This is a genomic window from Ensifer sp. ENS02 (genome assembly GCF_014851885.1).
GTDB classification, from domain to species: Bacteria; Pseudomonadota; Alphaproteobacteria; order Rhizobiales; family Rhizobiaceae; genus Ensifer; species Ensifer adhaerens.
The window spans coordinates 390,852-413,433 of record NZ_JACVAO010000003.1 but is presented as its reverse complement, the minus strand read 5'-3'; the positions used below and the strand labels follow the sequence as shown (position 1 = coordinate 413,433).

Genomic DNA, 22,582 nt, shown 5'->3' with positions numbered 1-22,582 from the left:
GTTGGCAACAGAAGTATCAGTATTTTCAAAATCATCTAGCCGTTGCGCGGGCGACAGATCGTTCACAAAAATGAAACGCCGATGACGCATCGTCAACCTTCTATCGGCCACTTCTCGACGCAGGACTGCAAGGTAATGCGGAACTACAACGACAGCGCCTCGTTCTTTTATGTTGCAACGACGGAGCGGCTGGGCGAAGAATTTCGGCGCGGCAGGGGACGCCGCGCGGGGGAATGTCATGAACGAAATCAACAGGAGCCCGGCATTCTGGCGCTCGTTTCCGATCTTTGAAGAATTCGACAAGGACGCTATCGCCGAACTTGCCAATATCGCGACCTATCGGAAATGGCCGGCCGGCACCGTGATCTTCCAGCGCGGCGACGAAGGCAACTACATGATTGTCGTCATCTCCGGGCGCATCAAGCTGTCGCTGATCACGCCGCAGGGCCGCGAACTGATGCTGCGCCAGCACGAAGCCGGCGCGATCTTCGGCGAGATGGCGGTGCTGGACGGTCAGACCCGTTCGGCCGATGCGACCGCCACGACCGCCTCCGAGGGCTATGTAATCGGCAAGAAGGCCTTTCTCGACATCGTCACCAATCGACGGGAGGCGGCCGAAGCGGTCATCCGCTTTCTCTGCGCCCAGCTTCGCGACACGACGGAGCGGCTGGAAACCATCGCGCTTTACGACCTCAACGCCCGGGTGGCGCGCTTCTTCCTCGCGACCCTCCGGCAGATCCACGGCAACGAATTGCCGGAAAGTGCCAATCTCAGGCTGACCATGAGCCAGACGGACATCGCCGGCGTGCTCGGCGCCAGCCGGCCCAAGGTCAACCGCGCCATCCAGTGGCTTGAGGAGAGCGGCGCGATCAAGCGCAACGAAGGCATCATCGCCTGCAAGGTCGGTCGCCTGCAGAGCATCGCTGACCCCGAGGAGGACTAGACCGCATGGTCGTTGAGCCGCGCCGGCGTTTGCGTTTCACACCGCTCGCCGGCGGTTGCCTCACGAGCCTGCTTGCGGCCATAGCACTCTATCTCTACGCCGGACCGCTGTTCGAAACCCAGCGCGAGTTGTTCTTCGACAGTCTGACGCAATGGGTTCCTGCCCCCCAGTCGCCCGACCTCGTCGTCGTCGACATCGACCGGCAGGCCCACCAGTCGCGCCCTTCGAGTGAATGGGACCGGACAGCGACCGCCGAGCTTCTGTCGCGACTTGCGACCGCGGGCGCCAAGGTGATTGCAGTCGATTTCGTCTTCAGCGCCGATTGCGACCCCAGCTCCGACGGCAACCCGGCGCTTGCCGCGGCACTTTCGAAGACCGCCGTCGTTCTCGGTTTTCTGGTCGCCGATACGGTGCAGGAGCGGCCGCGTCCCGTGCCGCCGCTGGCGCTCAGCCGACCCTTCACCGCGCCCGAACTGTGGTTTCTCGACGGCGCGGAAACGTCGTGCCGGGCCTTCATGGATCAGGCGGGTGCGGCGGCGGCCTCGTTTCTCGTCGGCGACGAGGATGCGCGCATACGCCGGGTTCAGGCCTATGCCATCCTCGGCAACGACGCCTATCCGACGCTGGCGATCGAAGCGGCCCGGCAGATGCGGGGCGGCGGCACGCCCATCCTCGGCGGCCAGCCGGCCTGGATGCGCATCGACGGGCAAACGATCTTGCTCGACGACACCGGAAGCCTGCGTTTCGTCGCAAGTCCCCAGGAACGGCTCAGCGAACGTACGGTTTCGGCGGCCGACGTCTTGTCCGGCAAGGCTTTGCCCGAGCGCTTCGCCGGCAAACTCGTGCTGATCGGCAGCAGCCTGCCAAGCCTCGGAGGCCTCAGACCGAGCGCCTCGATGCCGCTCGAACCCTCGGTGCAGATCCACGCCGACATCGCCAACGCAATCATGACCGGCTTCCTGCCGCAGCGCGACGGCCGATTGCCGCTTGCCGAAGCCGTGGCCGCACTTGTCGCCGGCCTCGGCATCGCCTTTGCCGCCACCCGCCTGCGGCCGCTGACATCGGCGGCGCTCGGCCTCTGCACCGTCGCCGTCACGGTCGCTGCAGCTGCCGTCGTCTACGATGGCAGTGGCTGGCTCATCGATGCCGTCAGCGTCTCGGTCGCGCTTATTGCCGTCCTCGCGGTGACCAGCGTCCTGCAATTTGCCCAGGTGCGGCGCGCGGAAGCGACGGCCCGGCAGAAGTTTTCGCAATATCTGCCGCAGTCGGTGGTCGCCCGCTACATCGACAATCCCGGACTTGCCCGCATGGCTGGCGAGGAGCGCCAGGTGACCGCGCTCTTTACCGACATCGAGAGCTTTTCCACTCTGTCGCAGAGGCTCAAGCCGCGGGAGCTCATCGCCTTGCTCGACATCTATTTTGCCGAAGTCAACGCGCTGGTAGCCGACCATGGCGGCATGGTCGACAAGGTGGTGGGCGATGCGGTGCACGCGTTCTTCAACGCCCCGGAGGATCTGGCTGATCATGTCGACAGGGCCATCGATTGCGCCAAGGCGATCCATGCGCTGACGGAAGAGATGCGCAGGCGTCCGCAGTTCGCCTCCAACGGTTTCGGCCGGACGCGGATCGGGATCGAGACCGGACCGGCCGTCGTCGGCGAGGTCGGCGCCGGCGGCAAGCTCGACTACACGGCCCACGGCGATGCGATCAATCTGGCGGCACGCCTTCAGGAGGCAAACAAGTTTCTCGGCACGGCGATCTGCGTCGGGCCCGCTGCCGCTCAGGAAAGCAAAAGGCCGCTTCGCCCGCTTGGCAGCCACGAGATCCGCGGGTTCTCGACGATGGAACTGTTCACGGTCGCCGACTGAGGCGGCGCGCCGTCTGCACCCGCCGCTTCGGATAATGTCGGCGTCAGCTCAGCGCGTCAGGCCGACGGTGGCATAGGCCTCCTTGATGCGCGCCTCGCCCCAGTTGGCGGGCTCGCTCGGGGCGTCCCCGCGATGATGAAACTCCACCCCCTGCCCCGCAGCGACGATCTTGGTTACGCCGCCGCGCGCGACCGAGACGCTTCCATGTTCGACGAAGACGGCAAAGGCGGCCCGGCTCGGACCACAGAAGAACTTGGTGCCGCGCACGCCGATCATGCCGAAGGCCGTGCGGACGGCGACATCGACCTTCGGCAGCCCCTCGGGCCGGTCGAAGACCATGCGACCCGTTCCAAGCTCGAGCGTGCCGCCCTGCCCGGCAATGAAGCTATCGACGAGCAGTTCGGTTTCGGCGCCCAGAAGCACGCGCGTATCCGTGCCCAGATTCAAGGTTGCAAAACTCTCGGCGTTCGTGTGCACGCGGTCGTTCTCGAACAGCTGACCGCCGACGGCGAGTGGCTTATCCTTTTTTGCCTGCCTCAGCCGGACATCGCCGCGGATCTCCGTTGCCTCGCCAAGGGCTGAGCCTGCCCAGGCGGGCGTAGCACCACCGCCGACCGCCGTCAGCAACAGACCGCCGACGACGACGCGCCGGCTCACCAGCATCTTGCGCATCGACGCTGCCAGATCTTCCATCGCTTATCTCCCGTATCGCTGCCGCCTTGCGAGGATAGCCCCGGCGCTCCCGGATGCAAGCGGGCGCAGGGCCGGCCCGCAGCAATCCCTCCCCACTTCGCCCGAGCTTTCGTTGCCGGGCTGTTCCCGCCGGAACAGCCGTCTTCAACGAGCAGGGATAAGTTCACCGTCAAGAGAAGGGAGAGCTTCATGGAAAATCGCAGCGCATCCGGCACCCGCATCATCAACGCCGTATTCCTGGCTGTCGTCAGCTTGCTGGCGGTTGCTGCGATCGCACTTCCTTCAGCCCGCGCCGCCGAGCTTTCCGCAGCCGACATCTGCGACCGCGAGGCAGGCAGCATTTTCGACCTGCAACGCAATATGGCCTTCCCGGCCGTTGCCACTGAGGACATCAAGATCGGCGTCGCGCTGTCGGCCTGCCGCGAGGCCTATAACCAGAAGAGTGGCGCCCGCACCGAGTTTCAGCTGGCCCGCGTTCTCGACAAGGCCGGCCAGAAGATCCAGTCGCAACGCATTCTCGGCGAAGCCGCCGAACATGGCCACGCGCTGGCCATGACCAACTATGCCGTTCTCGTCGGCGAAGAAGGCGATACGGCGACTGAATTCGCGCTGAACCAGAAGGCGGCCGCCGCCGGCAACATTCTCGCCGCCTACAATCTCGGCGTCTCCTATCGCGACGGCATGGGAACCTCGGTCAACGGCGAACTCGCGATCGCATGGTTCGAGCGGGCATCCCTCGCCGGCGACGACGTCGCCGCCTTCAATCTCGCGGTCATCCTGGACGAAGGAAAGCTGGTCGCTGAGGACAACGCGAAGGCCGCCAAGTTCTACAGGCTGGCCGCCGACAGGGGCAATGTCGATGCTATGGTCAATCTCGGCCTGATGCTCGAGAACGGCGAAGGCATCAACAAGGACATCCCCGCGGCACGGGAAATCTTCCGCAAGGCCGCCAATGAAGGCGATGCGTTTGCCGGCCAGAAGCTCGCCGCACTCAGCGTAAGCGATGGGTTTGAGACAGCCATGCTCCCCAAGGCAAGCCGCATCAAGTAATCGAACACGCCTCCCAAGGGCCACGCGGGTCGGAGATCCCATGATCTTCGGCCCGCGTTTTCGTTTAGAACACCCCCTAAGAACGCGGCCGACTAGCGGATTTCGCCTGCCTGCGGCCCCCAGGTATCGGTGAGCGCGAAGCCATCGGCCAGCGGATCGAACGGGTCGAGCGCCACCTGGTGCAGACCGAAGGTCCAGCCGCGACCGGCAATGGTCGGGATGATCGCCTCGCGACCGGCAACAGTCGTGACCCCTTCGAGGCCCACTTCGAATTCCGAACCGATGATCGAGCGGGACTTCAGGACGTCACCGACCTTGACCTTGCCGCGCGCATGCAGCGTCGCAAGGTTGGCGGAGCTGCCCGTGCCGCAAGGCGAGCGGTCGACGCGGCCCGGCCACATCGTGGTGCAGGTGCGGATCGTGCCGTCAGCCTCGACATCGCGGAACATCACATAGGCGACGCCCTTGATCTCCGGGATTTCCGGATGAACGACGGGGATGGTGCGGTTGACGATATCCTTCAGGATCATGCCGGCTTCGACGATCTCGCGGGCGTTCGCCTTGTCGATCGTGGTACCGATCTGGCCGACATCGACCAGGGCGTAGAAGATGCCGCCGTAGCAGAGATCGAGCTTGATCTTGCCCCACTTCGGCGTGTCGACCTCGACGTCGAGCTCATGCACGAAGGACGGCACCATCGTCAGCTTCACCTTTTCGCAGCGGCCGTCGCGGCAGGTGGCGGTCGCCTTGACGAGGCCGGAGGCAGTGTCGAGCATGACGACGGTCTCGGGTTCCTTCATCTCGATGATGCCGGATTCCAAGAGCGCGGTCGTGACGCAGATCGAGTTCGATCCGGACATGGCATGGGCTTGGTCGGCCTGCAGGATGATGAAGCCGGCATCGGCTTCCGGCCGCTTCGGCGGCACCAGAAGGTTGACCGATCCGATCGAGCCGGAGCGCGGCTCCAGGCACAGGAACCGGCGCAGGCTGTCATCGACCGTGTTGATATGGTTGAGCTGCTCGGCGATCGAGTTGCCCGGGATCTTCGGCACACCGCCGATCGCGACCTTGCCGATTTCACCCTCGCAATGAACGTCCAGCAACTGGATCGTGCGCTTCCACCGCATGCCGTTTCTCCAACGCGTTTGCCATAGCCTTAGCGACGACCATGGCTGATATATCAGATGCGCCTGCATTACCGCTTTCCGCGCGCGCCCGCAAGAAAAACCGCGGGCCGCAGTTCGTCTGTCGAGCCCAAAGATGCGGCTTGACGCACGCCCGTCGGCGCGACAGCTTGGGCCAATCGGACGCAACCCACTGGGACTCCATGACAAAGCTGATCATCTTCACCGACCTGCATATGGTGCCCGAGGGTACGACAATCATCGGCCTTGACCCCCATCAGCGGCTGGCCAACGGCATCGCGCATGTCAACCGCTACCATGCGGACGCAGACCGGGTGGTCTTCATGGGCGACCTCACCCACTACGCGGACCGCGCGTCCTACGAGCGCCTGAAGCGGCTGATCGATCAGCTTACGCCGCCGGTCGCCATCACCATCGGCAATCATGACCGGCGCGAGGTGTTCCGCGACGTCTTTGCCGATGCCGAGACCGACGAGAACGGCTTCGTGCAGCAGGCGATCGATTTTGCCGATTGCCGCGTCCTCCTGCTCGATACGCTGTTTGCCCCGCCCTATGATTATCCGACCAGCCATGCCGGCGTACTTTGCGCCAAGCGTCTCGCCTGGCTCGACCGGCAATTGGCCGATGCCGGCGACCGGCCGGTGCTCATCTTCATGCATCACCCGCCGCACAGGACCGGCTTTAGCGGCATGGACATGATCCGGCTCGCCAACGAGGCGGAGTTTTATGATCTCGTCAAACGGCACCGCAATGTCCGGCACATCTTCGCCGGCCATGTGCACCGCACGATCAGCGGTTCTTCCCGCGGCATTCCCTTCTCGGTTTTCAAGAGCCCGGTGCACCAGCAGCCGATGCCCTTCGATGCACCAGACGCGTCGTTGTCGGTCGACGAACCGGCGGCCTATGGCATCGCTGTCGTGACCGCCGATGGCGTGCTGGTGCATACGGAGGACTACGAGATCGCTCGCCGGGATGCCGCCATCGCGTAAGGCCATTTCGAACGCACGGCCTTCATGCTAGTTTGACGGCATGACCGAACCCGTATCCCTCGACGAAAGCTTCGATTGCCAGAGCTGCGGCGCCTGCTGCGCCTATTCGGCCGACTGGCCGCGTTTCTCGCTGGAGACGGACGAGGAGCTCGACCTGATCCCGGCGGAGTATGTGTCCGCCGATCTCGGCGGCATGCGTTGCGAGGACGATCGCTGCTTGGCGCTCAACGGCAAGCTCGGCGACCATGTCGGCTGCAAGATCTACGCGATCCGACCGATCGTCTGTCGCACCTGCATGCCGGGCGATGACGAGTGCCTGATGGCCCGCGAGAAGCATTTCGGCAAGGCCGCATAACACCGGATCATCCGGCGATATTGCGAACATTCCGCATCCTCTGCGGCGCCGTGCGCGTGGGACGGTGAAACATTCCGCCAAAGATCAAATTTGCCGGATGGATGTACGGCGAAAGGAAGCGTATTTTCCGCCCACGATCGAGGGCGCGCCGCGCCTTCAAAACCGCTTCCCGGAGGATAGCGCTCGATGAGCCAGACACCGCTTCACAAGACCACTGCAGAGACCGGCGCGCCTCAGGCTCCCTTTGCCGAGTTCGCCCCGCCAGTCCGACCGCAGAGCACGCTGCGCCAGGCGATCACCGCCGCCTACCGCCGGCCGGAAACGGAAGCGCTGCCGGCGCTGGTCGAAGCCGCAACGCTCGACGCCACCACCCGCGCGGCCGCCGCCAAGACGGCGCGCAAGCTGATCGAAGCGCTACGCGCCAAGCACAAGGGTTCGGGCGTCGAAGGCCTCGTGCAGGAATATTCGCTCTCCAGCCAGGAAGGCGTGGCGCTGATGTGCCTGGCCGAAGCGCTGCTGCGCATTCCGGACACCGCGACGCGTGACGCGCTGATCCGCGACAAGATCGCCGACGGCGACTGGAAGTCGCATATCGGCGGTGGCCGCTCGCTGTTCGTCAACGCCGCCACCTGGGGTCTCGTCGTCACCGGCAAGCTGACCTCAACCGTCAACGACCGCAGCCTTTCCGCCGCGCTCACCCGCCTGATCGCCCGCTGCGGCGAGCCGGTCATCCGCCGCGGCGTCGACATGGCAATGCGCATGATGGGCGAACAGTTCGTCACCGGCGAAACCATCGACGAGGCGCTGCGCCGTTCGCGCGCACTCGAGCAGAAGGGCTTCCGCTATTCCTACGACATGCTCGGCGAAGCGGCGACGACGGCTGCCGACGCGGAGCGTTACTACCGCGACTACGAGCAGGCGATCCATGCCATCGGCAAGGCATCGGCCGGCCGCGGCATTTATGAAGGCCCCGGCATCTCGATCAAGCTTTCGGCGCTGCACCCGCGCTACGCCCGTTCGCAGGCGTCGCGTGTCATGGATGAGCTTCTGCCGAAGGTGAAGGCGCTCGCCGTTATCGCCAAGAAATACGACATCGGCCTCAACATCGACGCCGAGGAAGCCGACCGTCTCGAACTTTCGCTCGACTTGCTCGAAGAACTCTGCCTCGACAAGGATCTCGCCGGCTGGGCCGGCATGGGCTTCGTCGTCCAGGCCTATGGCAAGCGCTGCCCCTACGTGCTCGACTTCATCATCGACCTTGCGCGCCGCGCCGGCCGCCGCGTCATGGTGCGCCTCGTCAAGGGCGCCTACTGGGACGCCGAGATCAAGCGCGCGCAGCTCGACGGTCTCGAAGACTTCCCGGTCTATACCCGCAAGATCTACACCGACGTCTCCTACATCGCCTGCGCCAAGAAGCTGCTGGCTGCAACCGACGTGATCTTCCCGCAGTTCGCGACCCACAACGCCCAGTCGCTGGCGACCATCTACGAAATGGCCGGCAAGGACTTCAAGGTCGGCAAGTACGAGTTCCAGTGCCTGCACGGCATGGGCGAGCCGCTCTATGACGAAGTGGTCGGCAAGGGCAATCTCGACCGTCCCTGCCGGATCTACGCGCCGGTCGGCACCCATGAGACGCTGCTGGCTTACCTCGTTCGCCGCCTGCTCGAAAACGGTGCGAACTCCTCCTTCGTCAACCGCATCGCCGACCCGAAGGTCTCGGTCGACGAACTGATTGCCGATCCGGTCGAGATCGTGCGCGCGATGCCGGTCGTTGGCGCACCGCACGACCAGATCGCGCTGCCCGACAACCTCTTCGGCGACACGCGCCGCAACTCCGCCGGTCTCGACCTTTCGAACGAAGCCGGCCTGACCTCGCTGACCGCAGCGCTCCAGGCAAGTGCGACGGTTAACTGGAAGGCCGTTCCGCAGCTGGCAACGGGGCCTGCCTCCGGCGAAACCCGCGCCGTCGTCAACCCCGGCGACCACCGCGACGTGGTCGGCTCGGTCACCGAGGCATCGGAAGCCGACGCCCGCCAGGCAGCGACGCTTGCCGCCAAGGCCGCCGCGAGCTGGGCCGCCGTCTCGCCCGCCGAGCGCGCCGCCTGCCTTACCCGCGCTGCCGACCTGATGCAGGCGCGCATGCCGACCCTGCTTGGCCTCATCGCCCGCGAAGCCGGCAAGTCGCTGCCGAACGCCATTGCCGAAGTGCGCGAAGCGATCGACTTCCTACGCTACTACGCCGAACAGACGCGTCGCACGCTCGGCCCGGCTCACAAGGCGCTTGGTCCCATCGTCTGCATCAGCCCATGGAACTTCCCGCTGGCGATCTTCGCCGGCCAGATTGCCGCCGCGCTCGTCGCCGGCAACCCGGTGCTGGCGAAGCCCGCTGAAGAAACCCCGCTGATCGCCGCCGAAGGCGTGCGCATTCTGCACGAGGCCGGCATTCCCGCCGACGCGCTGCAGCTGCTCCCCGGCGACGGCCGCATCGGTGCGGCGCTCGTTGCCGCGCCTGAGATCGCCGGCGTGATGTTCACCGGCTCGACCGAAGTCGCCCGCCTGATCCAGGCGCAGCTTGCCGATCGACTGTCGCCGGCCGGCCGGCCGATCCCGCTGATTGCCGAAACCGGCGGCCAGAACGCCATGATCGTCGACAGCTCGGCACTTGCCGAACAGGTCGTCGGCGACGTCATCGCCTCGGCCTTCGACAGCGCCGGCCAGCGCTGCTCGGCGCTGCGTGTTCTCTGCCTGCAGGAAGACGTTGCCGACCGCACGCTTTCGATGCTGAAGGGTGCTTTGCATGAGCTCAAGATCGGCCGCACCGACCGGCTCTCGGTCGATGTCGGCCCTGTTATCACCGCTGAGGCCAAGGGCATCATCGAGAAGCACATCGATGCCATGCGCGGCCTCGGCCGCAAGGTCGAGCAGATCGGCCTTGCTTCCGGCACCGAACAGGGCACCTTCGTGCCGCCGACGATCATCGAGCTCGACAAGCTCTCGGACCTCAAGCGCGAAGTCTTCGGTCCGGTTCTGCACGTCATCCGCTACCGCCGCGACGATCTCGACCGGCTGATCGACGACATCAACGCCACCGGCTACGGCCTCACCTTCGGTCTGCACACGCGCCTCGACGAGACCATCGCCCACGTCACCTCGCGGGTGAAGGCGGGCAACCTCTACGTCAACCGCAACGTCATCGGCGCCGTCGTCGGCGTTCAGCCCTTCGGCGGACGTGGCCTCTCCGGCACCGGCCCGAAGGCCGGCGGCCCGCTCTATCTCGGCCGCCTCGTCGCCACCGCCCCGGTCCCGCCGCAGCACAGCTCGGTCCACACCGATCCTGTTCTGCTCGACTTCGCCAAGTGGCTCGACGGCAAGGGTAAAAAGGCGGAAGCCGAAGCCGCCCGTACCGCCGGCAGCAACTCGGCCCTCGGGCTCCACTCCGAGCTTCCGGGCCCGGTCGGTGAGCGCAACCTCTATGCGCTGCATCCGCGTGGCCGCGTGCTGCTGGTTCCGACCACCGAAACCGGCCTCTACCACCAGCTGGGTGCCGCCCTTGCGACCGGCAACACCGTCGTCGTCGACGCGGCTTCCGGTCTGCAGGCTTCGCTGAAGGATCTGCCGGCGAGCGTCGCCGCACGCCTTTCCTGGTCGAAGGATTGGGCCGCCGACGGTCCGTTCGCAGGCGCGCTCGTCGAAGGTGACGGCGCCCGCGTGCGCGAAGTCAGCAAGACGATCGCCGGCCTTCCCGGGCCGCTCGTTCTCGTCCAGGCGGCTTCGAGCGAAGAGATCGTCAAGAACCCCGACGCCTATTGCCTGAACTGGCTGCTCGAGGAGGTCTCGACCTCGATCAACACAGCAGCGGCCGGCGGCAATGCCAGCCTGATGGCGATCGGCTGATCGGCTCCATATCTTGTGAATCGCCCTCTCCCCGTCGTGGGAGAGGGCTAAACTGACTGACATTCCACCAATAGGGCGTCCTCGCCCCTGCACTCGTTCCGGGACAATGGCGAAGTGTGTGCGGTCTCCATCGTGACCGCATCTACCAGAGCACAAGCTGCATCCACCGTGGCGCCGCCCCCAACAATCCGTTATCAGCGTCTGAGAAACGGAAGCAGCCATGTTCACCCTCAAGCGCATCGAAACGGCAAACCAGGACGTCAAGAAGAGCCGGTTTCTGGCCTTTGCCGCGCCCATTACCGATGAACAGGCGGCAAAAGACTTCCTCGCCGCCCATTCCGATCCTACCGCCAACCACAATTGCTGGGCTTGGCGCATCGGCCAGGCCTATCGCTTCAGTGACGACGGCGAGCCGAGCGGCACGGCCGGAAAACCGATCCTCGCGGCCATAGACGGCCAGGAGCTCGACCGCGTCGCGGTCGTGGTCACCCGCTGGTTCGGCGGCATCCTGCTCGGGAGCGGCGGCCTGGTGCGCGCCTATGGCGGCACGGCGGCGCTGTGCCTCAGGGCGGCGGAAAAGATCGAGATGATCGAGACCGTGCGCGCCACCGTCGCCCTCGACTTTTCCGACATGGCGCTGATCAAGGCGCGGCTTCTCGCGCGCGATGTGGCGATCATCAATGAGAGCTTCACCGACAAGGGGCCTGTGCTGACGGTAGAGCTTCGCAAGGACGAGGCGGAGGCGATCCTCGCCATGGTCCTTGACCTCAGCCGCGGCAAGGCCGTGGTTTCGCTGGACGACTAGCCCCTCAGCTCCGAGAAACCCCACGACGCAGCACCGACCGTAACGAGCGGGTCACTGCCGAAAAATGTGCGCGGTATCCTGCGCCACGTCCCGCGCTAATTTACTCGATCCGAACAGTCATATTAGAAGCGCCCCAGCCAGCGTATGATCCGCGACGCACAAACAGGAGACAGCACGATGAAGACGAGAGTTCTTGGCAAGACCGGCGCAACCATATCCGAAATCGGCTTCGGCGCCTGGCAAATTGGCGGCTCCTGGGGCGATGTCAGCGAGGCAGACGGCAAGCGCGCGCTCAATGCCGCGCTCGATGCTGGCGTCACCTTCGTTGACACCGCCGATGTCTATGGCGACGGCCGCTCTGAAAAGATCATTGCAGCGGTGTTGAAGGAGCGCGGGGGCGACAAGCCCTTCGTCGCAACCAAAGCCGGCCGCCGGCTGAGCCCGCATGTGACCGAAGGCTATACTGGCGAAAACATCGAGGCCTTCATTGACCGCAGCCTTTCAAATCTCGGCGTCGAGACGCTCGATCTGGTGCAGCTACATTGCCCGCCGACCGAGGTCTACTATAGGCCGGAACTGTTCGGCGCGCTCGACCGGCTCGTTGCCAAGGGCAAGATCCGCCACTATGGCGTCTCGGTCGAAAAAGTAGAGGAAGCGCTGAAGGCGATCGGATATCCCGGCGTTGCGACCGTGCAGATCATCTACAACATCTTCCGCCAGCGTCCGCACGAGCTGTTCTTCGCGGAAGCGCAGAAAAAGAATGTTGGCGTCATCGTGCGCGTGCCGCTCGCCTCGGGGCTGCTTTCCGGCAAGATCAGCAAGGATACCGCCTTCGCAGCCGACGACCACCGCAACTTCAACCGCCATGGCGAAGCCTTCGATGTCGGCGAGACTTTTGCTGGTGTGCCGTTCGAGGCGGCGCTGGAAGCCGTCGAGCAGCTTCGCCCGCTGGTGCCCGAGGGCGTGCCGATGGCGCAGTTTGCGCTCCGCTGGATCCTCGAGCAGCAGGCGGTCTCCGTGGTGATCCCGGGCGCCCGCAATGAGGCTCAGGCGCAATCCAACGCCGCTGCCAGCGCGCTTGCCGCCATCGACGACGAGGCCAAGGGGGCGATTGCCGCGGTTTACGAGCGGCTGGTGAAGGTTCATGTTCATCATCGCTGGTAACTGACGCCTCATCGACGGGGCGACCAAGGGAGGCAGCGACATGAGCGATCCCTTCGATCTGCAGCGGTTCGTCACCGCACAGGACCGCGTCTATGCCGCGGTCCTCGATGAACTCGCACACGGCCAAAAGCGAACGCACTGGATGTGGTTCGTCTTTCCGCAGCTTGCTGGCCTTGGCCATTCGGCAATGGCAGAGCGCTACGCGATATCCGGGCTTGGCGAAGCGTCGGCCTATCTCGCCCATCCGGTGCTCGGCCCCAGGCTGCGCGAATGCACCGAACGGACCAATGCGGTTACGGGCAGATCGGCCCACGACATTTTCTCCAGCCCCGATGACATGAAGTTCCGGTCATCGATGACCCTGTTTGCCGAGGTCGAGAAAGACGGGGGGACGTTCGGAGCGGCGCTTGCGCGCTATTTCGCGGGAGAGAGGGATCGGCGCACTATGGAAATCCTGGCGCAACGGCATTGATGCCGGCGTTCAAGCGCTCAAGATGCGCGTTTCGGCGACCGTCAGAGGTTGGGCGTCGAATGGATCAGGAAGAACAGGATCGTGAAGGCACAAACCGAAAGGCCAGCAACAATCACCAGCAGTTCTTTCATCATATAGCGATACATCGGCACCTCCTTTCTTCAGCGGCCCCTTCCTCCTTCATATAGGAAGCCGAGGGACCGATTTTCACACTTCGGCGTCAAAAGATCGTGAACCCGCCCGCGCTTTCGTGATCGGATTCTTGATCGTTGCAGCCCGGCCCATTGCCGCCGCGACACCGCGCGCGAGCGGTGTAAATCATTATATACTAACATATATTATTGTCTCCTAATCCTTTCGAGGGTCAGCGTTGCCGGAGCTCCCGCTGACGCGCGCGAAACAAGCGGCACGACAACCATTGACGAATGGCAGATTGCTTTCTAAATCTACACCCAACGTCAGGTTTAGATAGGTGCCGGATTGTCGTCGCTCATGCAAATTGGGGAACTGTCGGAACGGGCCGGCGTCAGCCACCGCACGATCCATTACTACGAGCGGCTGGGCCTGGTGAAGCCGGCCGAGCGCGAAGGGGCCGGCTACCGATACTATGACGAGACCGCCGCGAAACGACTGGAGAAGATCGCGGCGCTGAAACGTCTCGGCCTCAGCCTCGACGAGATCGCCGCTGTCATCGACCTCTATTTCGAGGATGCGAGCGGCATCCGGGGAAAGGAGCGCGTGCTGGAAATCCTGCAAGCCCAACTCGACAAGACGAATGCCCAACTCGACGAGCTCTCGACATTCAAACGGGACCTCGAAAACAACATCGCCCGCATGCACGGGCTGATCTCCGAGGCGCGGCAAAAGTAAGCGCGGCACGAATGGGATTTGGCACATGCGTAATCTACACTTGACGTCAGGTTACACTAATAGGTTCACTTGCCCTACTGGCTCGGCCCACGCCGACTCCGCTTCCGTTGTCGGCAACGTCAGCTTCTTGAGCGCTCTCCTTGGCGATCCGCGATCGCAGGGCTCGATCTCATGACCACCTTCCGACCCCCCCAAACCAGACAAAAGGAGCTCTGGACATGCCGCATAGATGCCCTCTCGCGGTCCTTGCCGCCCTCGGCCTTGTCGCCGTCACGGGAACCGCAAACATGGCCCAGGCAGAGACCAAGGCAACGCCAGCCGCGACCGGCAGTGCCCACCCCGCAGCCGCCACCATCGCCGCCTTCATGCCCGCCGGTTACCGCGAGGCAGCCCGCCGAACCGCCGTCGTCGATGGTGAAGCTGCGGAACTCGTCCGCTACGAGCGCGCCGACGGACGCAATGCCGCCCTCGGCGGCGAGCACTTCAGCACCGTCATCGCCGACGACGGCCGCCTCAAGGGTTTTGCCCGGATCGATCTGGACCTAGTCCGCCACCCGTTGCCGACACGCGAGGAAGCGCAGGCAATCGCCATGGACTTCCTGCGTGAAGCGGCGCCGGACCTTCTGCCGGGAATGAGGATCAGCTGGATCGACCCGCATGACGAACCGCTGCGGGTTACCCGCAAGGGACGCACCGAGGTGCCTGACCCTCACGGGCATGAAGGTCAAGATGCGCAACCAGGCCGACGGCCTCTGGATGTGGGTCATCGTCGGCGCGGACCGCAAGGTCATGGTCTTCGAGCGCGACATTCACTGGATCAGCTTTCCCGGACGCCGCGGAACGGAAAAGTGGCTTCACGATGCCTGGCTCGTCGAGAAGGGCTATAGCCTGGGCCAGTCCTGATCGGTCTACCGGATTGAGGGAAGGCGAGCCCTCAGGGCCGCTGACTGCTCGATTCGGATCCAGTGAAGGAGCGGCACCGCGATTTACCAGCCGCAAGCCTGACCCGCGGAACGCTGCAAACGAAGACACTTGAAGGATGTGAGAGGCGCGTCGCGAAACGCAAGGTCGCGACGCGCGACCCAAGTGGCGATCCGGAAGAACCGGATCTAGACATCATCTATGTCTTTGAAAAGAATGGCGCACCCGAAGAGATTCGAACTCCTGACCCCCAGATTCGTAGTCTGGTGCTCTATCCAGCTGAGCTACGGGTGCTTTTGCCTGAAGCGGTCGAACCGCTTGCGTGAGCGGTTCTCTAAAGGGTCCTTTCGGGGATTGCAAGCGCCGTTCTGTAAAAAATTTCATTTTTACGATGGCACGCCCGCTTTGCTGTGGACCGAGGCAACCGCGCCGGCGCTGAACCCGCTGGAAAGCAAGGGGTGCCGCCGCAGGACCTGGCTGCGAAAAATAATTGAAGGGTGCCACCTCCGCCGCCCATGCGCCAGACGAGCCGCGCGCGGTAGCCGGTCAGACCCCGCCCAAATATGGAATCACCAACGGCTCCGGCTCGACACTCAAGAGGGTGAATGTGCGGCGCTAATGGCGGAACTTCGAACGGAAGGCGTCGAGCGGCACCGGCCGGTCGGGCAGCTCGATGCGAAACAGCGTGCCCGGCGTCGGCTTTTCGACGAGCGCGATCGTGCCGCCATGGGCCAACACCAGTTCGCGCGCGATCGCCAGCCCAAGCCCCGTGCCTCCGGAGCGCGCCGAGCCGCGGAAAGCGGCGAACAGGTTTTCCCGCGCCTTGGGCGGCATGCCGGGCCCGGTATCATCCACGGAAATGGTGACGACGCTGCCGATGCGCATGGCGGAAACGGCAACGGTGCGTGGGCGGCCATCCTCCGGCTCGTGATTGGTCAGCGCCTGCACGGCGTTGCGGCAGATGTTGTGCACCACCCGGAAGAGCTGCTCGCTGTCGGCGTCGACCTCGAGGTCGTCCTGCATCTGGATCTGGAAATCGATGCCGGATTGCGGATCGATCGCCAGCAATTCGGCGACATCGGAGACCAGCGGTTTCAGCGCAACGAAGCGTCGATGCGGCTCGGCCTCGGTCGTGCGACCGTAGGACAGGACCTCGCGGGTGTAGCCGACGGCGCGGTCGATGGTGCGCAGCAGGGTCGGCGCGAAGCGCTTGACCACCGGGTCGTCCACGTCGGCCAGGCGGTCGGAAATCAACTGCGCCGAGGACAGGATGTTGCGCATGTCGTGGTTGATCTTCGACACGGCGAGCCCGAGTTCGGCCAGGCTCTTCTGCTGCTTCAACGTCTTTTGCAGCTCGCGCTGCATGCTGGCGAGATGCTGCCCGGCGACGGCGAGTTCGTCGTGCCCCTGCGGCGGTACGAGCACGCGGGCCGGATCGGCCGGATCGTTGGAAAACTCCTGCATGTTGGCCGTCATGCGCCGGATCGGCGCAATCAGCATGCGGTTGATGGCCAGGAAGATCAGCGCCGCGGTGATCAGCGAAATGATCAGCGACAGGACAAAGACGTTGCGCGAGTAGACGAGCATGGCCTTGCGCAGGCTCGCATCCTTCATCAGGAGCTCGATCGTCGCATCGCTTTCGCCGAGCGGCCCATAGACGCGGATCACGCGGTCGCCGCCGAAGAGCAGCGTATCGAAGGCATCGCGGATGGCAGCAACGGCTGTGGAATTGGCGACGTCGTACTCGCCCTGGATCTCAAGCGGCATGTCGGTGAGCGCAATCATGCGCGAGGCGTCCTTGCGCCGGATGACGATCGCCTTCGTGCCGGTCGCCATCAGCGTGTCCTTCTGGACGCTGCGCGGCAGTTCGACATTCTGCAGACCATCGACGACGACGGCAGCAGCCGCCGCCGTATTCAGCCGATCCTCGAGCCAGCGAATGCGCATGGTGGCAACCGACGGCGCGAAGATCAGCACTTCCGCCAGCATGACGAAGACAATGGTCAAGAGCAGCAGCTTGCCGGATAGGCCGCGGAAAAACCCGGCACTGGTTCTCAATGCCTCGCCTGCCATCGCCGGACGTGTTTCTTCCGCCATGCCTTACAAACTTTCCTGCCCGTCAACCAAAACGCCTGGGACCCCGTATGAACATCCGGGCCATGGGGCATCGCGCCTGCGGCGCATAATAGGAGATGGCCGCCGTTTTTCCAATCGAAGACGGACCTTAGAGGGTGCGGCATAGGCGCGGCTGTCTCTTCGTCTCGTGCCGTCGATCATGACAAAGGATCGCGTCCCGCCCATTTTTCTCCCCTTGCATCGCCGAAGCAAATTTCGGCGCGCCGCCGCCTCGGCTCGACTTACCTGCACAGAATTGGCATCGGTGTAAGTCACCCAGGGAACAGTTCGAGTGGCGAGCCTTGCGGACGACAAGGACAGCCGTGCGGCCTGATCGAGGGCAAGTCTGGAAGGCTCACGAAACAGAAAGCCCGCGGCACCTTATGGCACCGCGGGCTCCAATCACTTGGCAAGGCAATTCGCCGATCAGAACTCTTCCCAATCGTCCTTGGCAACCGCCGCAGCGGAGCCGCCGCCGCCAAACGCGCGGGCGACGTTGCCCATCATGCGCCGGGCGGGCGATGCGACCGGCTGGGCCGTCTCCCGAGCCACGGCGATCGGCCGGGCGGCAACATTGTCGACCTTGAAGTAGGCGATCAGGCTCGCGAGATTGTTGGCTTCGCCGGAGAGCTTGTGGGTTGCGGCATTCGCCTCCTCCACCATGGCGGCGTTCTGCTGGGTCACCTGGTCCATCTGGTTGACGGCAGTGCTGACTTCGCTGAGGCCCGTCGACTGTTCGCGCGCGGCCGTCGCGATCGAGTGGATGTGGTCGTTGATTTTCAGGACCCGTTCCTCGATCTCGCCAAGTGCCGAACCGGTCTCCTGTACCAGGCGGACGCCGGTTGCCACTTCGCTGCCCGACTTCGAGATCAGCGACTTGATGTCCTTGGCAGCACTTGCGGCACGCTGGGCGAGTTCACGCACTTCCTGTGCGACGACCGCGAAGCCCTTGCCCGCATCGCCGGCACGGGCTGCCTCGACGCCGGCGTTCAGCGCCAGCAGGTTGGTCTGGAAGGCGATTTCGTCGATCACGTTGGTGATCTGACCGATTTCGCTCGAGGCCTGCTCGATGCGGCCCATGGCGTCGACGGCGTTGCGCACGACCGCCGCCGACTGCGCGGCACTGTGCTTGGCTTCGTTGACCATGACGGTCGCTTCCTGCGCCCGCTCGGTGGAGCTCTTGACCGCAACCGTGATCTGGTCGAGCGCTGCAGACGTTTCCTCAAGGGCTGCGGCCTGCTGCTCCGTCCGCTTTGACAGATCGTCGGCCGCCGAACGCAGCTCGGACGAATTGCCGTTGATCGAGTCGGTGGTCACACGGACCTCGCGCAGCGTCTTTTGCAGCGTGGAAAGGGTTTCGTTGACGTTCTTCTGCAGCTCGGCGAAGGCACCCTGATAATGGCCGTTCATGCTCTGGGTCAGGTCGCCGGCCGCAAGGCTCGCAATCACTCGGCGGGTTTCGGCGATACCGGCATCGACGCTGCCGACCAGCTCGTTGACGCTGCCAGCAAAGCGGTTGAGGTCGTCGTTCTCGTAGTCCTTGCCGATGCGCTTGGTGAAATCACCGGCGGCAGCGGCCGCAACGACGACACCGATGCTCGACTGCAGGTCGGCGCTCTTTTCACGCAGTACCGCTTCCTGCGCGTTGAGGTCGCGTACGGCCAGGCCGTTCTGCTTGAAGACCTGAACGGCTTCTGCCATTTCGCCGATCTCGTCCTTGCGGCCCACGAAGGGCACGTCCGCGGTGAGATCGCCGCCAGCCAGTTGCTTCATCTTGCCGGTCAACTCGAGGATCGGACGGCTCAAATGGTTCGTGGCGATGTAGAAGGCCGCTCCAATGCCGGCGATAAGGCCAAGGCCGGCGATAGCAAGAATCGTGATGATCACACTGCGCTCGAAGGTGGCAACGTCAGCCGTCACGACTTCAAGCGTCTTCAGGTTGATGTCGACGACGCCGTCGATCTGCTCCTGGAACGCCTTGCGGTTGGCGCGATTGGCGTCGGTATTGCCCTGCTCGTTGCCAGCCTGCGGTGAAACTTCTTCGCCAAGCCGCGCCGTCTCGACGCGGAAGGTCCTGAATTCCGCGGCGCGGGCGACCAGCGTGTCGAAGGACGCTTTGGTGTCGGCGGGGATCAGCGGGCGCCAATCGGCGAGCAGCGTGTCGATCTTGTCGAGATTCTTGCGAATGCCCTCGGCAAAGGGCTTGGCCTTCTCGATGGTCGGGGCGGCATAGATGCCACGCGATTCCATGACGACCGCGGTCACCAGACGATTGAGGCGTTCCGCGTAGAAGGCGCGCTTCGCCACGTTCTCGTACTGGTGAAACTTTTCGTTGTATTTACTGACAGCAACCAGCGACATGCCGGTCACCGCAACCGCCAGCACGCTCATGATGCCGACGATTAGATTGATCTTACCGCGTATTTTCATCCCGACCTCCACGGAGTGACGAGAGCTTCCGATTATCGGACATGCCGCCGCCCCATATGCACCGGAGGGACCCTAAAATAGGCGTGGTTAATAAAGCCCGTCGCCCTCGACCGGCATTCTGGGGAGATCCAGTTAGGGCTCCATTTACCAATCTCGGCTAGTTGGCCTTCCTTTTCGCGGCCCGACGGATCGCCTTTGGCGGGTGCGCCGGCGCTTTTTGCGGTGCTGTCGCCACTGAATCGCCGCCCGCAATTGACTTTCCGGGAAAATTCCCCTTATAAGCCGCGCACGTCCGGTCAAGCCCTCCTGCCCGAAATGGCGGAGCCATGTCCGATAACGTAAACGCTCCTTGCTACACGCAAACCCAAGAAGGGCCGCACACCGCGGTATTAAATAAATGAAGCGTACCTACCAACCGTCCAAGCTTGTCCGCAAGCGTCGCCACGGCTTCCGTTCGCGTATGGCTACCAAGGGTGGCCAGAAGGTCCTCTCGGCCCGCCGGGCCCGTGGCCGCAAGCGTCTTTCGGCTTAAGCCGAAGTTGCCCGAAACCAGTGTCCGGGCACATGACGTCAGATAAAGACAAAACGACTGTCGGGCGGCTGAAAAGCCGTCCGCAGTTTTTGGCCGTTCGGGCAGGAGAAGGCCGCAGAGGCCCCTTGTTTCTCCTCGAAGTGCTCGACCGCAACGATCCGGAAGGCGAAGCCCGCGTCGGCTTCACCGTCACCAAGAAACACGGCAATGCCGTCGAGCGAAACCGGATGCGCCGACGCCTGAAAGAGGCGGTGCGGCTTTCCGCCGGGTTTGCAATGAAACCCGGACACGACTATGTGATTGTCGCCCGACGCGAACTCCTGAATGCTCCCTTCGACGCCTTGACCCGGGGCCTTCACGAGCGCATCGAAAACAAGCCGAAACAGAAGCGGCCGCCGGCCGGTTCCAGGAAACTATGATGGAAAAAAACCGCAACTATTTCGTGGCGATTGGCCTGTCCGTGCTGATCCTCATTGCCTGGCAGTTCCTTTACGTCAATCCGAAGATGGAAAAGGAACGCATCGCTGCGGAAGCGCTGCAGGCCCAGCAGGCGCAATCGCAGCCGGCAACGCCGACTCAAGCGACGCCGGGCCAGGCTCTGCCGGGCGGCGGCGCGATCCCCGGCGCCGGTGAAAACCGCGACCAGGCGATTGCCAAATCGGCCCGCGTTGCGATCGACACGCCGGCGCTTTCCGGCTCCATCAACCTGACCGGTGCCCGCTTCGACGACCTGAAGCTCAAGGAATACCGCGAGACGGTCGATCCGAAGAGCCCGGTCATCACCCTCTTCAGCCCGGCCGAAACGGTCGACGGCTACTTTGCCGAAATTGGCTATGTCGGCAGCGACGCAACCGGCACCGTGCCCGGCCCGCAGACCGTCTGGACGCTTTCGGGCGGCGACAAGCTGACCGCGGCGACCCCGGTGACGCTGACCTTCACCAACGAGAAGGGCATCACCTTCAACCGCACCATCTCGGTTGACGAACATTACATGTTCCAGGTGGTCGACAGCATTAAGAACGGTGCGGCCGAGCCGCTCAGCCTTTCCTCCTACGGCCGCGTGACCCGCTTCAACAAGCCGACGACGCCGAGCGTCTACGTGCTTCATGAAGGCTTCATCGGCGTGCTCGGCGAGCATGGCTTGCAGGAACTGAAGTACGGCAAGATCGAGGACGAAAAGTCGGTCGAGCCGGGCAAGGCAACCGGCGGCTGGCTCGGCATTACTGACAAGTACTGGGCAGCAGCGATCGTTCCGCCGCAGGCAACCCCCTACGACACGCGCTTCACGCACTTCACCGACGGTCGCGCGCGCTACCAGAGCGACTACAAGAGCGACGCGATCACGGTCGCGCCCGGTCAGTCCTCGGAAATCAAGAACCTCGTCTTTGCCGGCGCCAAGGAAGTTCCTGTCGTCGACAACTATGAAGTGGCCTACTCGATCCCCAACTTCGACAAGCTGATCGACTGGGGCTGGTTCTACTTCATCACCAAGCCGATGTTCAAAATGATGGATTTCTTCTTCCGTCTGTTCGGCAACTTCGGCATCGCGATCCTGATCACCACGATCGTCGTCAAGGGTCTGTTCTTCCCGCTTGCCAACAAGCAGTACGCATCGATGGCGAACATGAAGAAGGTTCAGCCGAAGATGGAGGAACTGAAGAAGAAGTTCGGCGACGACCGCATGGGGCTGCAGCAGGCGATGATGCAGCTCTACAAGGAAGAGAAGATCAACCCGCTCGCCGGCTGCTGGCCGATCCTCATCCAGATCCCGGTGTTCTTCGCGCTCTACAAGGTGATCTACATCACCATCGAGATGCGCCACGCGCCGTTCTTCGGCTGGATCCACGACCTTTCGGCGCCCGATCCGACGACGATCGTCAACCTCTTCGGCCTCTTGCCGTTCGACGGTCCGGCCTTCCTGCACCTCGGCGTCTGGCCGCTGATCATGGGCGTTACCATGTTCGTGCAGATGCGCATGAACCCGACGCCGCCGGATCCGACCCAGGCGATGCTGTTCACCTGGATGCCCGTGGTCTTCACCTTCATGCTGGCCTCCTTCCCGGCCGGTCTCGTGATCTACTGGGCCTGGAACAACACGCTTTCGGTGCTGCAGCAGTCGATCATCATGAAGCGCCAGGGCGTGAAGATCGAGCTCTTCGACAATCTCAAGGGCCTGTTCTCGAAGAAGCCCAAACCGGCGGAATGACGCCAGCCGGTACCACAATCGCAGAGCCCCGGACTTCGGTCCGGGGCTTTTTTTGTTTCCACGCCGCGGCGCGACACGCGGATGGCGTTGACGCGGACGTGCGGTCCGGGCATCTGGCGTTATTGAAATC

General features: G+C 63.7%; 19 protein-coding genes, 1 tRNA gene and 1 pseudogene. 16 read left to right on the top strand and 5 right to left on the bottom strand.

Annotated elements, in window-relative coordinates; translation table 11 throughout:
• Nucleotides 1-81 precede the first annotated feature (81 nt).
• Genes IB262_RS09315 through IB262_RS09305 form a run of 3 tightly spaced genes read left to right on the top strand, consistent with a single transcriptional unit; the run spans nt 82 to nt 2,811 of the window.
• Complete coding sequence (locus IB262_RS09315; RefSeq protein ID WP_192493520.1) at nt 82-291, top strand: hypothetical protein; 210 nt, start codon at nt 82-84, stop codon at nt 289-291.
• Nucleotides 239-943: a Crp/Fnr family transcriptional regulator gene (locus IB262_RS09310; protein WP_034797255.1), complete on the top strand. Its 705-nt coding sequence runs from the start codon at nt 239-241 to the stop codon at nt 941-943. The genes IB262_RS09315 and IB262_RS09310 overlap by 53 nt, the downstream gene beginning before the upstream one ends.
• Before the next feature lie 5 nt (nt 944-948).
• Complete coding sequence (locus IB262_RS09305) at nt 949-2,811, top strand: CHASE2 domain-containing protein (protein WP_112974836.1); 1,863 nt, start codon at nt 949-951, stop codon at nt 2,809-2,811.
• Nucleotides 2,812-2,859: 48 nt separating this feature from the next.
• Here the strand turns inward: IB262_RS09305 and IB262_RS09300 are convergent, their stop codons facing one another.
• Nucleotides 2,860-3,483 carry a FecR family protein gene (locus IB262_RS09300; protein WP_060607322.1) on the bottom strand — a complete coding sequence of 208 codons (624 nt, stop codon included), beginning with the start codon at nt 3,481-3,483 and terminating at the stop codon, nt 2,860-2,862.
• A 210-nt stretch (nt 3,484-3,693) separates the two neighbouring features.
• On the opposite strand from IB262_RS09300, the pseudogene IB262_RS36665 reads away from it, so the two are divergent.
• Nucleotides 3,694-4,239 (top strand): annotated as a pseudogene (locus IB262_RS36665) (sel1 repeat family protein); the annotation flags it as partial.
• A complete protein-coding gene (locus IB262_RS36660; RefSeq protein WP_309139233.1) occupies nt 4,216-4,554 on the top strand; it encodes a tetratricopeptide repeat protein in 339 nt (112 codons plus the stop codon). The pseudogene IB262_RS36665 and the gene IB262_RS36660, both read left to right, overlap by 24 nt.
• Nucleotides 4,555-4,646: 92 nt before the next feature.
• Here the strand turns inward: IB262_RS36660 and IB262_RS09290 are convergent, their stop codons facing one another.
• The gene (locus IB262_RS09290; RefSeq protein WP_034797259.1) at nt 4,647-5,681 is read right to left on the bottom strand and encodes a proline racemase family protein; all 1,035 of its coding nucleotides are present in this window, start codon (nt 5,679-5,681) and stop codon (nt 4,647-4,649) included.
• Between the two features lie 200 nt (nt 5,682-5,881).
• Here IB262_RS09290 and IB262_RS09285 point away from each other — a divergent pair, with 200 nt between their 5' ends.
• The 8 genes from IB262_RS09285 (at nt 5,882) to IB262_RS09250 (ending at nt 15,135) form a co-directional block, all read left to right on the top strand.
• On the top strand, nt 5,882-6,688 hold the full coding sequence (locus IB262_RS09285) for a phosphodiesterase (protein WP_112974835.1): 807 nt from the start codon (nt 5,882-5,884) through the stop codon (nt 6,686-6,688).
• Nucleotides 6,689-6,728: 40 nt separating this feature from the next.
• Nucleotides 6,729-7,043: a YkgJ family cysteine cluster protein gene (locus tag IB262_RS09280; RefSeq protein ID WP_034797263.1), complete on the top strand. Its 315-nt coding sequence runs from the start codon at nt 6,729-6,731 to the stop codon at nt 7,041-7,043.
• 186 nt (nt 7,044-7,229) lie between these two features.
• A complete protein-coding gene (gene putA, locus IB262_RS09275; protein ID WP_112974834.1) occupies nt 7,230-10,937 on the top strand; it encodes a trifunctional transcriptional regulator/proline dehydrogenase/L-glutamate gamma-semialdehyde dehydrogenase in 3,708 nt (1,235 codons plus the stop codon).
• Between the two features lie 220 nt (nt 10,938-11,157).
• Nucleotides 11,158-11,742 carry a YigZ family protein gene (locus tag IB262_RS09270; RefSeq protein ID WP_112974833.1) on the top strand — a complete coding sequence of 195 codons (585 nt, stop codon included), beginning with the start codon at nt 11,158-11,160 and terminating at the stop codon, nt 11,740-11,742.
• A 177-nt stretch (nt 11,743-11,919) separates the two neighbouring features.
• On the top strand, nt 11,920-12,906 hold the full coding sequence (locus IB262_RS09265; protein WP_112974867.1) for an aldo/keto reductase: 987 nt from the start codon (nt 11,920-11,922) through the stop codon (nt 12,904-12,906).
• 40 nt (nt 12,907-12,946) lie between these two features.
• On the top strand, nt 12,947-13,378 hold the full coding sequence (locus IB262_RS09260; protein WP_060581827.1) for a DUF1810 domain-containing protein: 432 nt from the start codon (nt 12,947-12,949) through the stop codon (nt 13,376-13,378).
• 492 nt (nt 13,379-13,870) lie between these two features.
• Nucleotides 13,871-14,248, top strand: coding sequence for a MerR family transcriptional regulator (locus IB262_RS09255; RefSeq protein WP_060607201.1), 378 nt, complete (start codon nt 13,871-13,873; stop codon nt 14,246-14,248).
• Between the two features lie 218 nt (nt 14,249-14,466).
• Entirely contained in the window at nt 14,467-15,135 is a 669-nt protein-coding gene (locus IB262_RS09250; protein WP_210333112.1) for a hypothetical protein, read from the top strand.
• 251 nt (nt 15,136-15,386) lie between these two features.
• Here IB262_RS09250 and IB262_RS09245 read toward each other — a convergent pair.
• The 3 genes from IB262_RS09245 to IB262_RS09235 form a co-directional block, all read right to left on the bottom strand.
• Nucleotides 15,387-15,463 (bottom strand) — tRNA-Arg (locus IB262_RS09245).
• Nucleotides 15,464-15,784: 321 nt separating this feature from the next.
• Nucleotides 15,785-17,266 (bottom strand): HAMP domain-containing sensor histidine kinase, encoded by a 1,482-nt coding sequence (locus IB262_RS09240; RefSeq protein WP_034797295.1) that lies wholly within the window; start codon nt 17,264-17,266, stop codon nt 15,785-15,787.
• A 444-nt stretch (nt 17,267-17,710) separates the two neighbouring features.
• Entirely contained in the window at nt 17,711-19,714 is a 2,004-nt protein-coding gene (locus tag IB262_RS09235; RefSeq protein ID WP_034797297.1) for a methyl-accepting chemotaxis protein, read from the bottom strand.
• A gap of 397 nt (nt 19,715-20,111) precedes the next feature.
• Between IB262_RS09235 and rpmH the strand changes: the two genes are divergently transcribed.
• From rpmH to yidC, 3 genes are read left to right on the top strand one after another with little or no spacing between them, the layout of a single operon-like run.
• Complete coding sequence (gene rpmH, locus IB262_RS09230; RefSeq protein ID WP_060519824.1) at nt 20,112-20,246, top strand: 50S ribosomal protein L34; 135 nt, start codon at nt 20,112-20,114, stop codon at nt 20,244-20,246.
• 20 nt (nt 20,247-20,266) lie between these two features.
• Complete coding sequence (gene rnpA / locus IB262_RS09225) at nt 20,267-20,665, top strand: ribonuclease P protein component (protein ID WP_034797300.1); 399 nt, start codon at nt 20,267-20,269, stop codon at nt 20,663-20,665.
• Nucleotides 20,665-22,452: a membrane protein insertase YidC gene (yidC, locus tag IB262_RS09220; RefSeq protein ID WP_060607207.1), complete on the top strand. Its 1,788-nt coding sequence runs from the start codon at nt 20,665-20,667 to the stop codon at nt 22,450-22,452. Before rnpA ends, yidC begins: the two co-directional genes overlap by 1 nt.
• Nucleotides 22,453-22,582: the final 130 nt, after the last annotated feature.

Excerpts from the sequence above, each read along its gene's own strand:
- IB262_RS09255 (WP_060607201.1), top strand. The coding sequence starts at position 13,871 with ATGCAAATTGGGGAACTGTCGGAACGGGCCGGCGTCAGCCACCGCACG.
- IB262_RS09265 (WP_112974867.1), top strand. The coding sequence starts at position 11,920 with ATGAAGACGAGAGTTCTTGGCAAGACCGGCGCAACCATATCCGAAATC.
- IB262_RS09285 (WP_112974835.1), top strand. The coding sequence starts at position 5,882 with ATGACAAAGCTGATCATCTTCACCGACCTGCATATGGTGCCCGAGGGT.
- IB262_RS09305 (WP_112974836.1), top strand. The coding sequence starts at position 949 with ATGGTCGTTGAGCCGCGCCGGCGTTTGCGTTTCACACCGCTCGCCGGC.
- IB262_RS09315 (WP_192493520.1), top strand. The coding sequence starts at position 82 with ATGACGCATCGTCAACCTTCTATCGGCCACTTCTCGACGCAGGACTGC.
- IB262_RS09280 (WP_034797263.1), top strand. The coding sequence starts at position 6,729 with ATGACCGAACCCGTATCCCTCGACGAAAGCTTCGATTGCCAGAGCTGC.
- IB262_RS09290 (WP_034797259.1), bottom strand. The coding sequence starts at position 5,681 with ATGCGGTGGAAGCGCACGATCCAGTTGCTGGACGTTCATTGCGAGGGT.
- yidC (WP_060607207.1), top strand. The coding sequence starts at position 20,665 with ATGGAAAAAAACCGCAACTATTTCGTGGCGATTGGCCTGTCCGTGCTG.
- IB262_RS09235 (WP_034797297.1), bottom strand. The coding sequence starts at position 19,714 with ATGAAAATACGCGGTAAGATCAATCTAATCGTCGGCATCATGAGCGTG.
- putA (WP_112974834.1), top strand. The coding sequence starts at position 7,230 with ATGAGCCAGACACCGCTTCACAAGACCACTGCAGAGACCGGCGCGCCT.
- IB262_RS09310 (WP_034797255.1), top strand. The coding sequence starts at position 239 with ATGAACGAAATCAACAGGAGCCCGGCATTCTGGCGCTCGTTTCCGATC.
- rpmH (WP_060519824.1), top strand. The coding sequence starts at position 20,112 with ATGAAGCGTACCTACCAACCGTCCAAGCTTGTCCGCAAGCGTCGCCAC.
- IB262_RS09270 (WP_112974833.1), top strand. The coding sequence starts at position 11,158 with ATGTTCACCCTCAAGCGCATCGAAACGGCAAACCAGGACGTCAAGAAG.
- IB262_RS09250 (WP_210333112.1), top strand. The coding sequence starts at position 14,467 with ATGCCGCATAGATGCCCTCTCGCGGTCCTTGCCGCCCTCGGCCTTGTC.
- IB262_RS09240 (WP_034797295.1), bottom strand. The coding sequence starts at position 17,266 with ATGGCGGAAGAAACACGTCCGGCGATGGCAGGCGAGGCATTGAGAACC.
- IB262_RS09260 (WP_060581827.1), top strand. The coding sequence starts at position 12,947 with ATGAGCGATCCCTTCGATCTGCAGCGGTTCGTCACCGCACAGGACCGC.
- IB262_RS09300 (WP_060607322.1), bottom strand. The coding sequence starts at position 3,483 with ATGCGCAAGATGCTGGTGAGCCGGCGCGTCGTCGTCGGCGGTCTGTTG.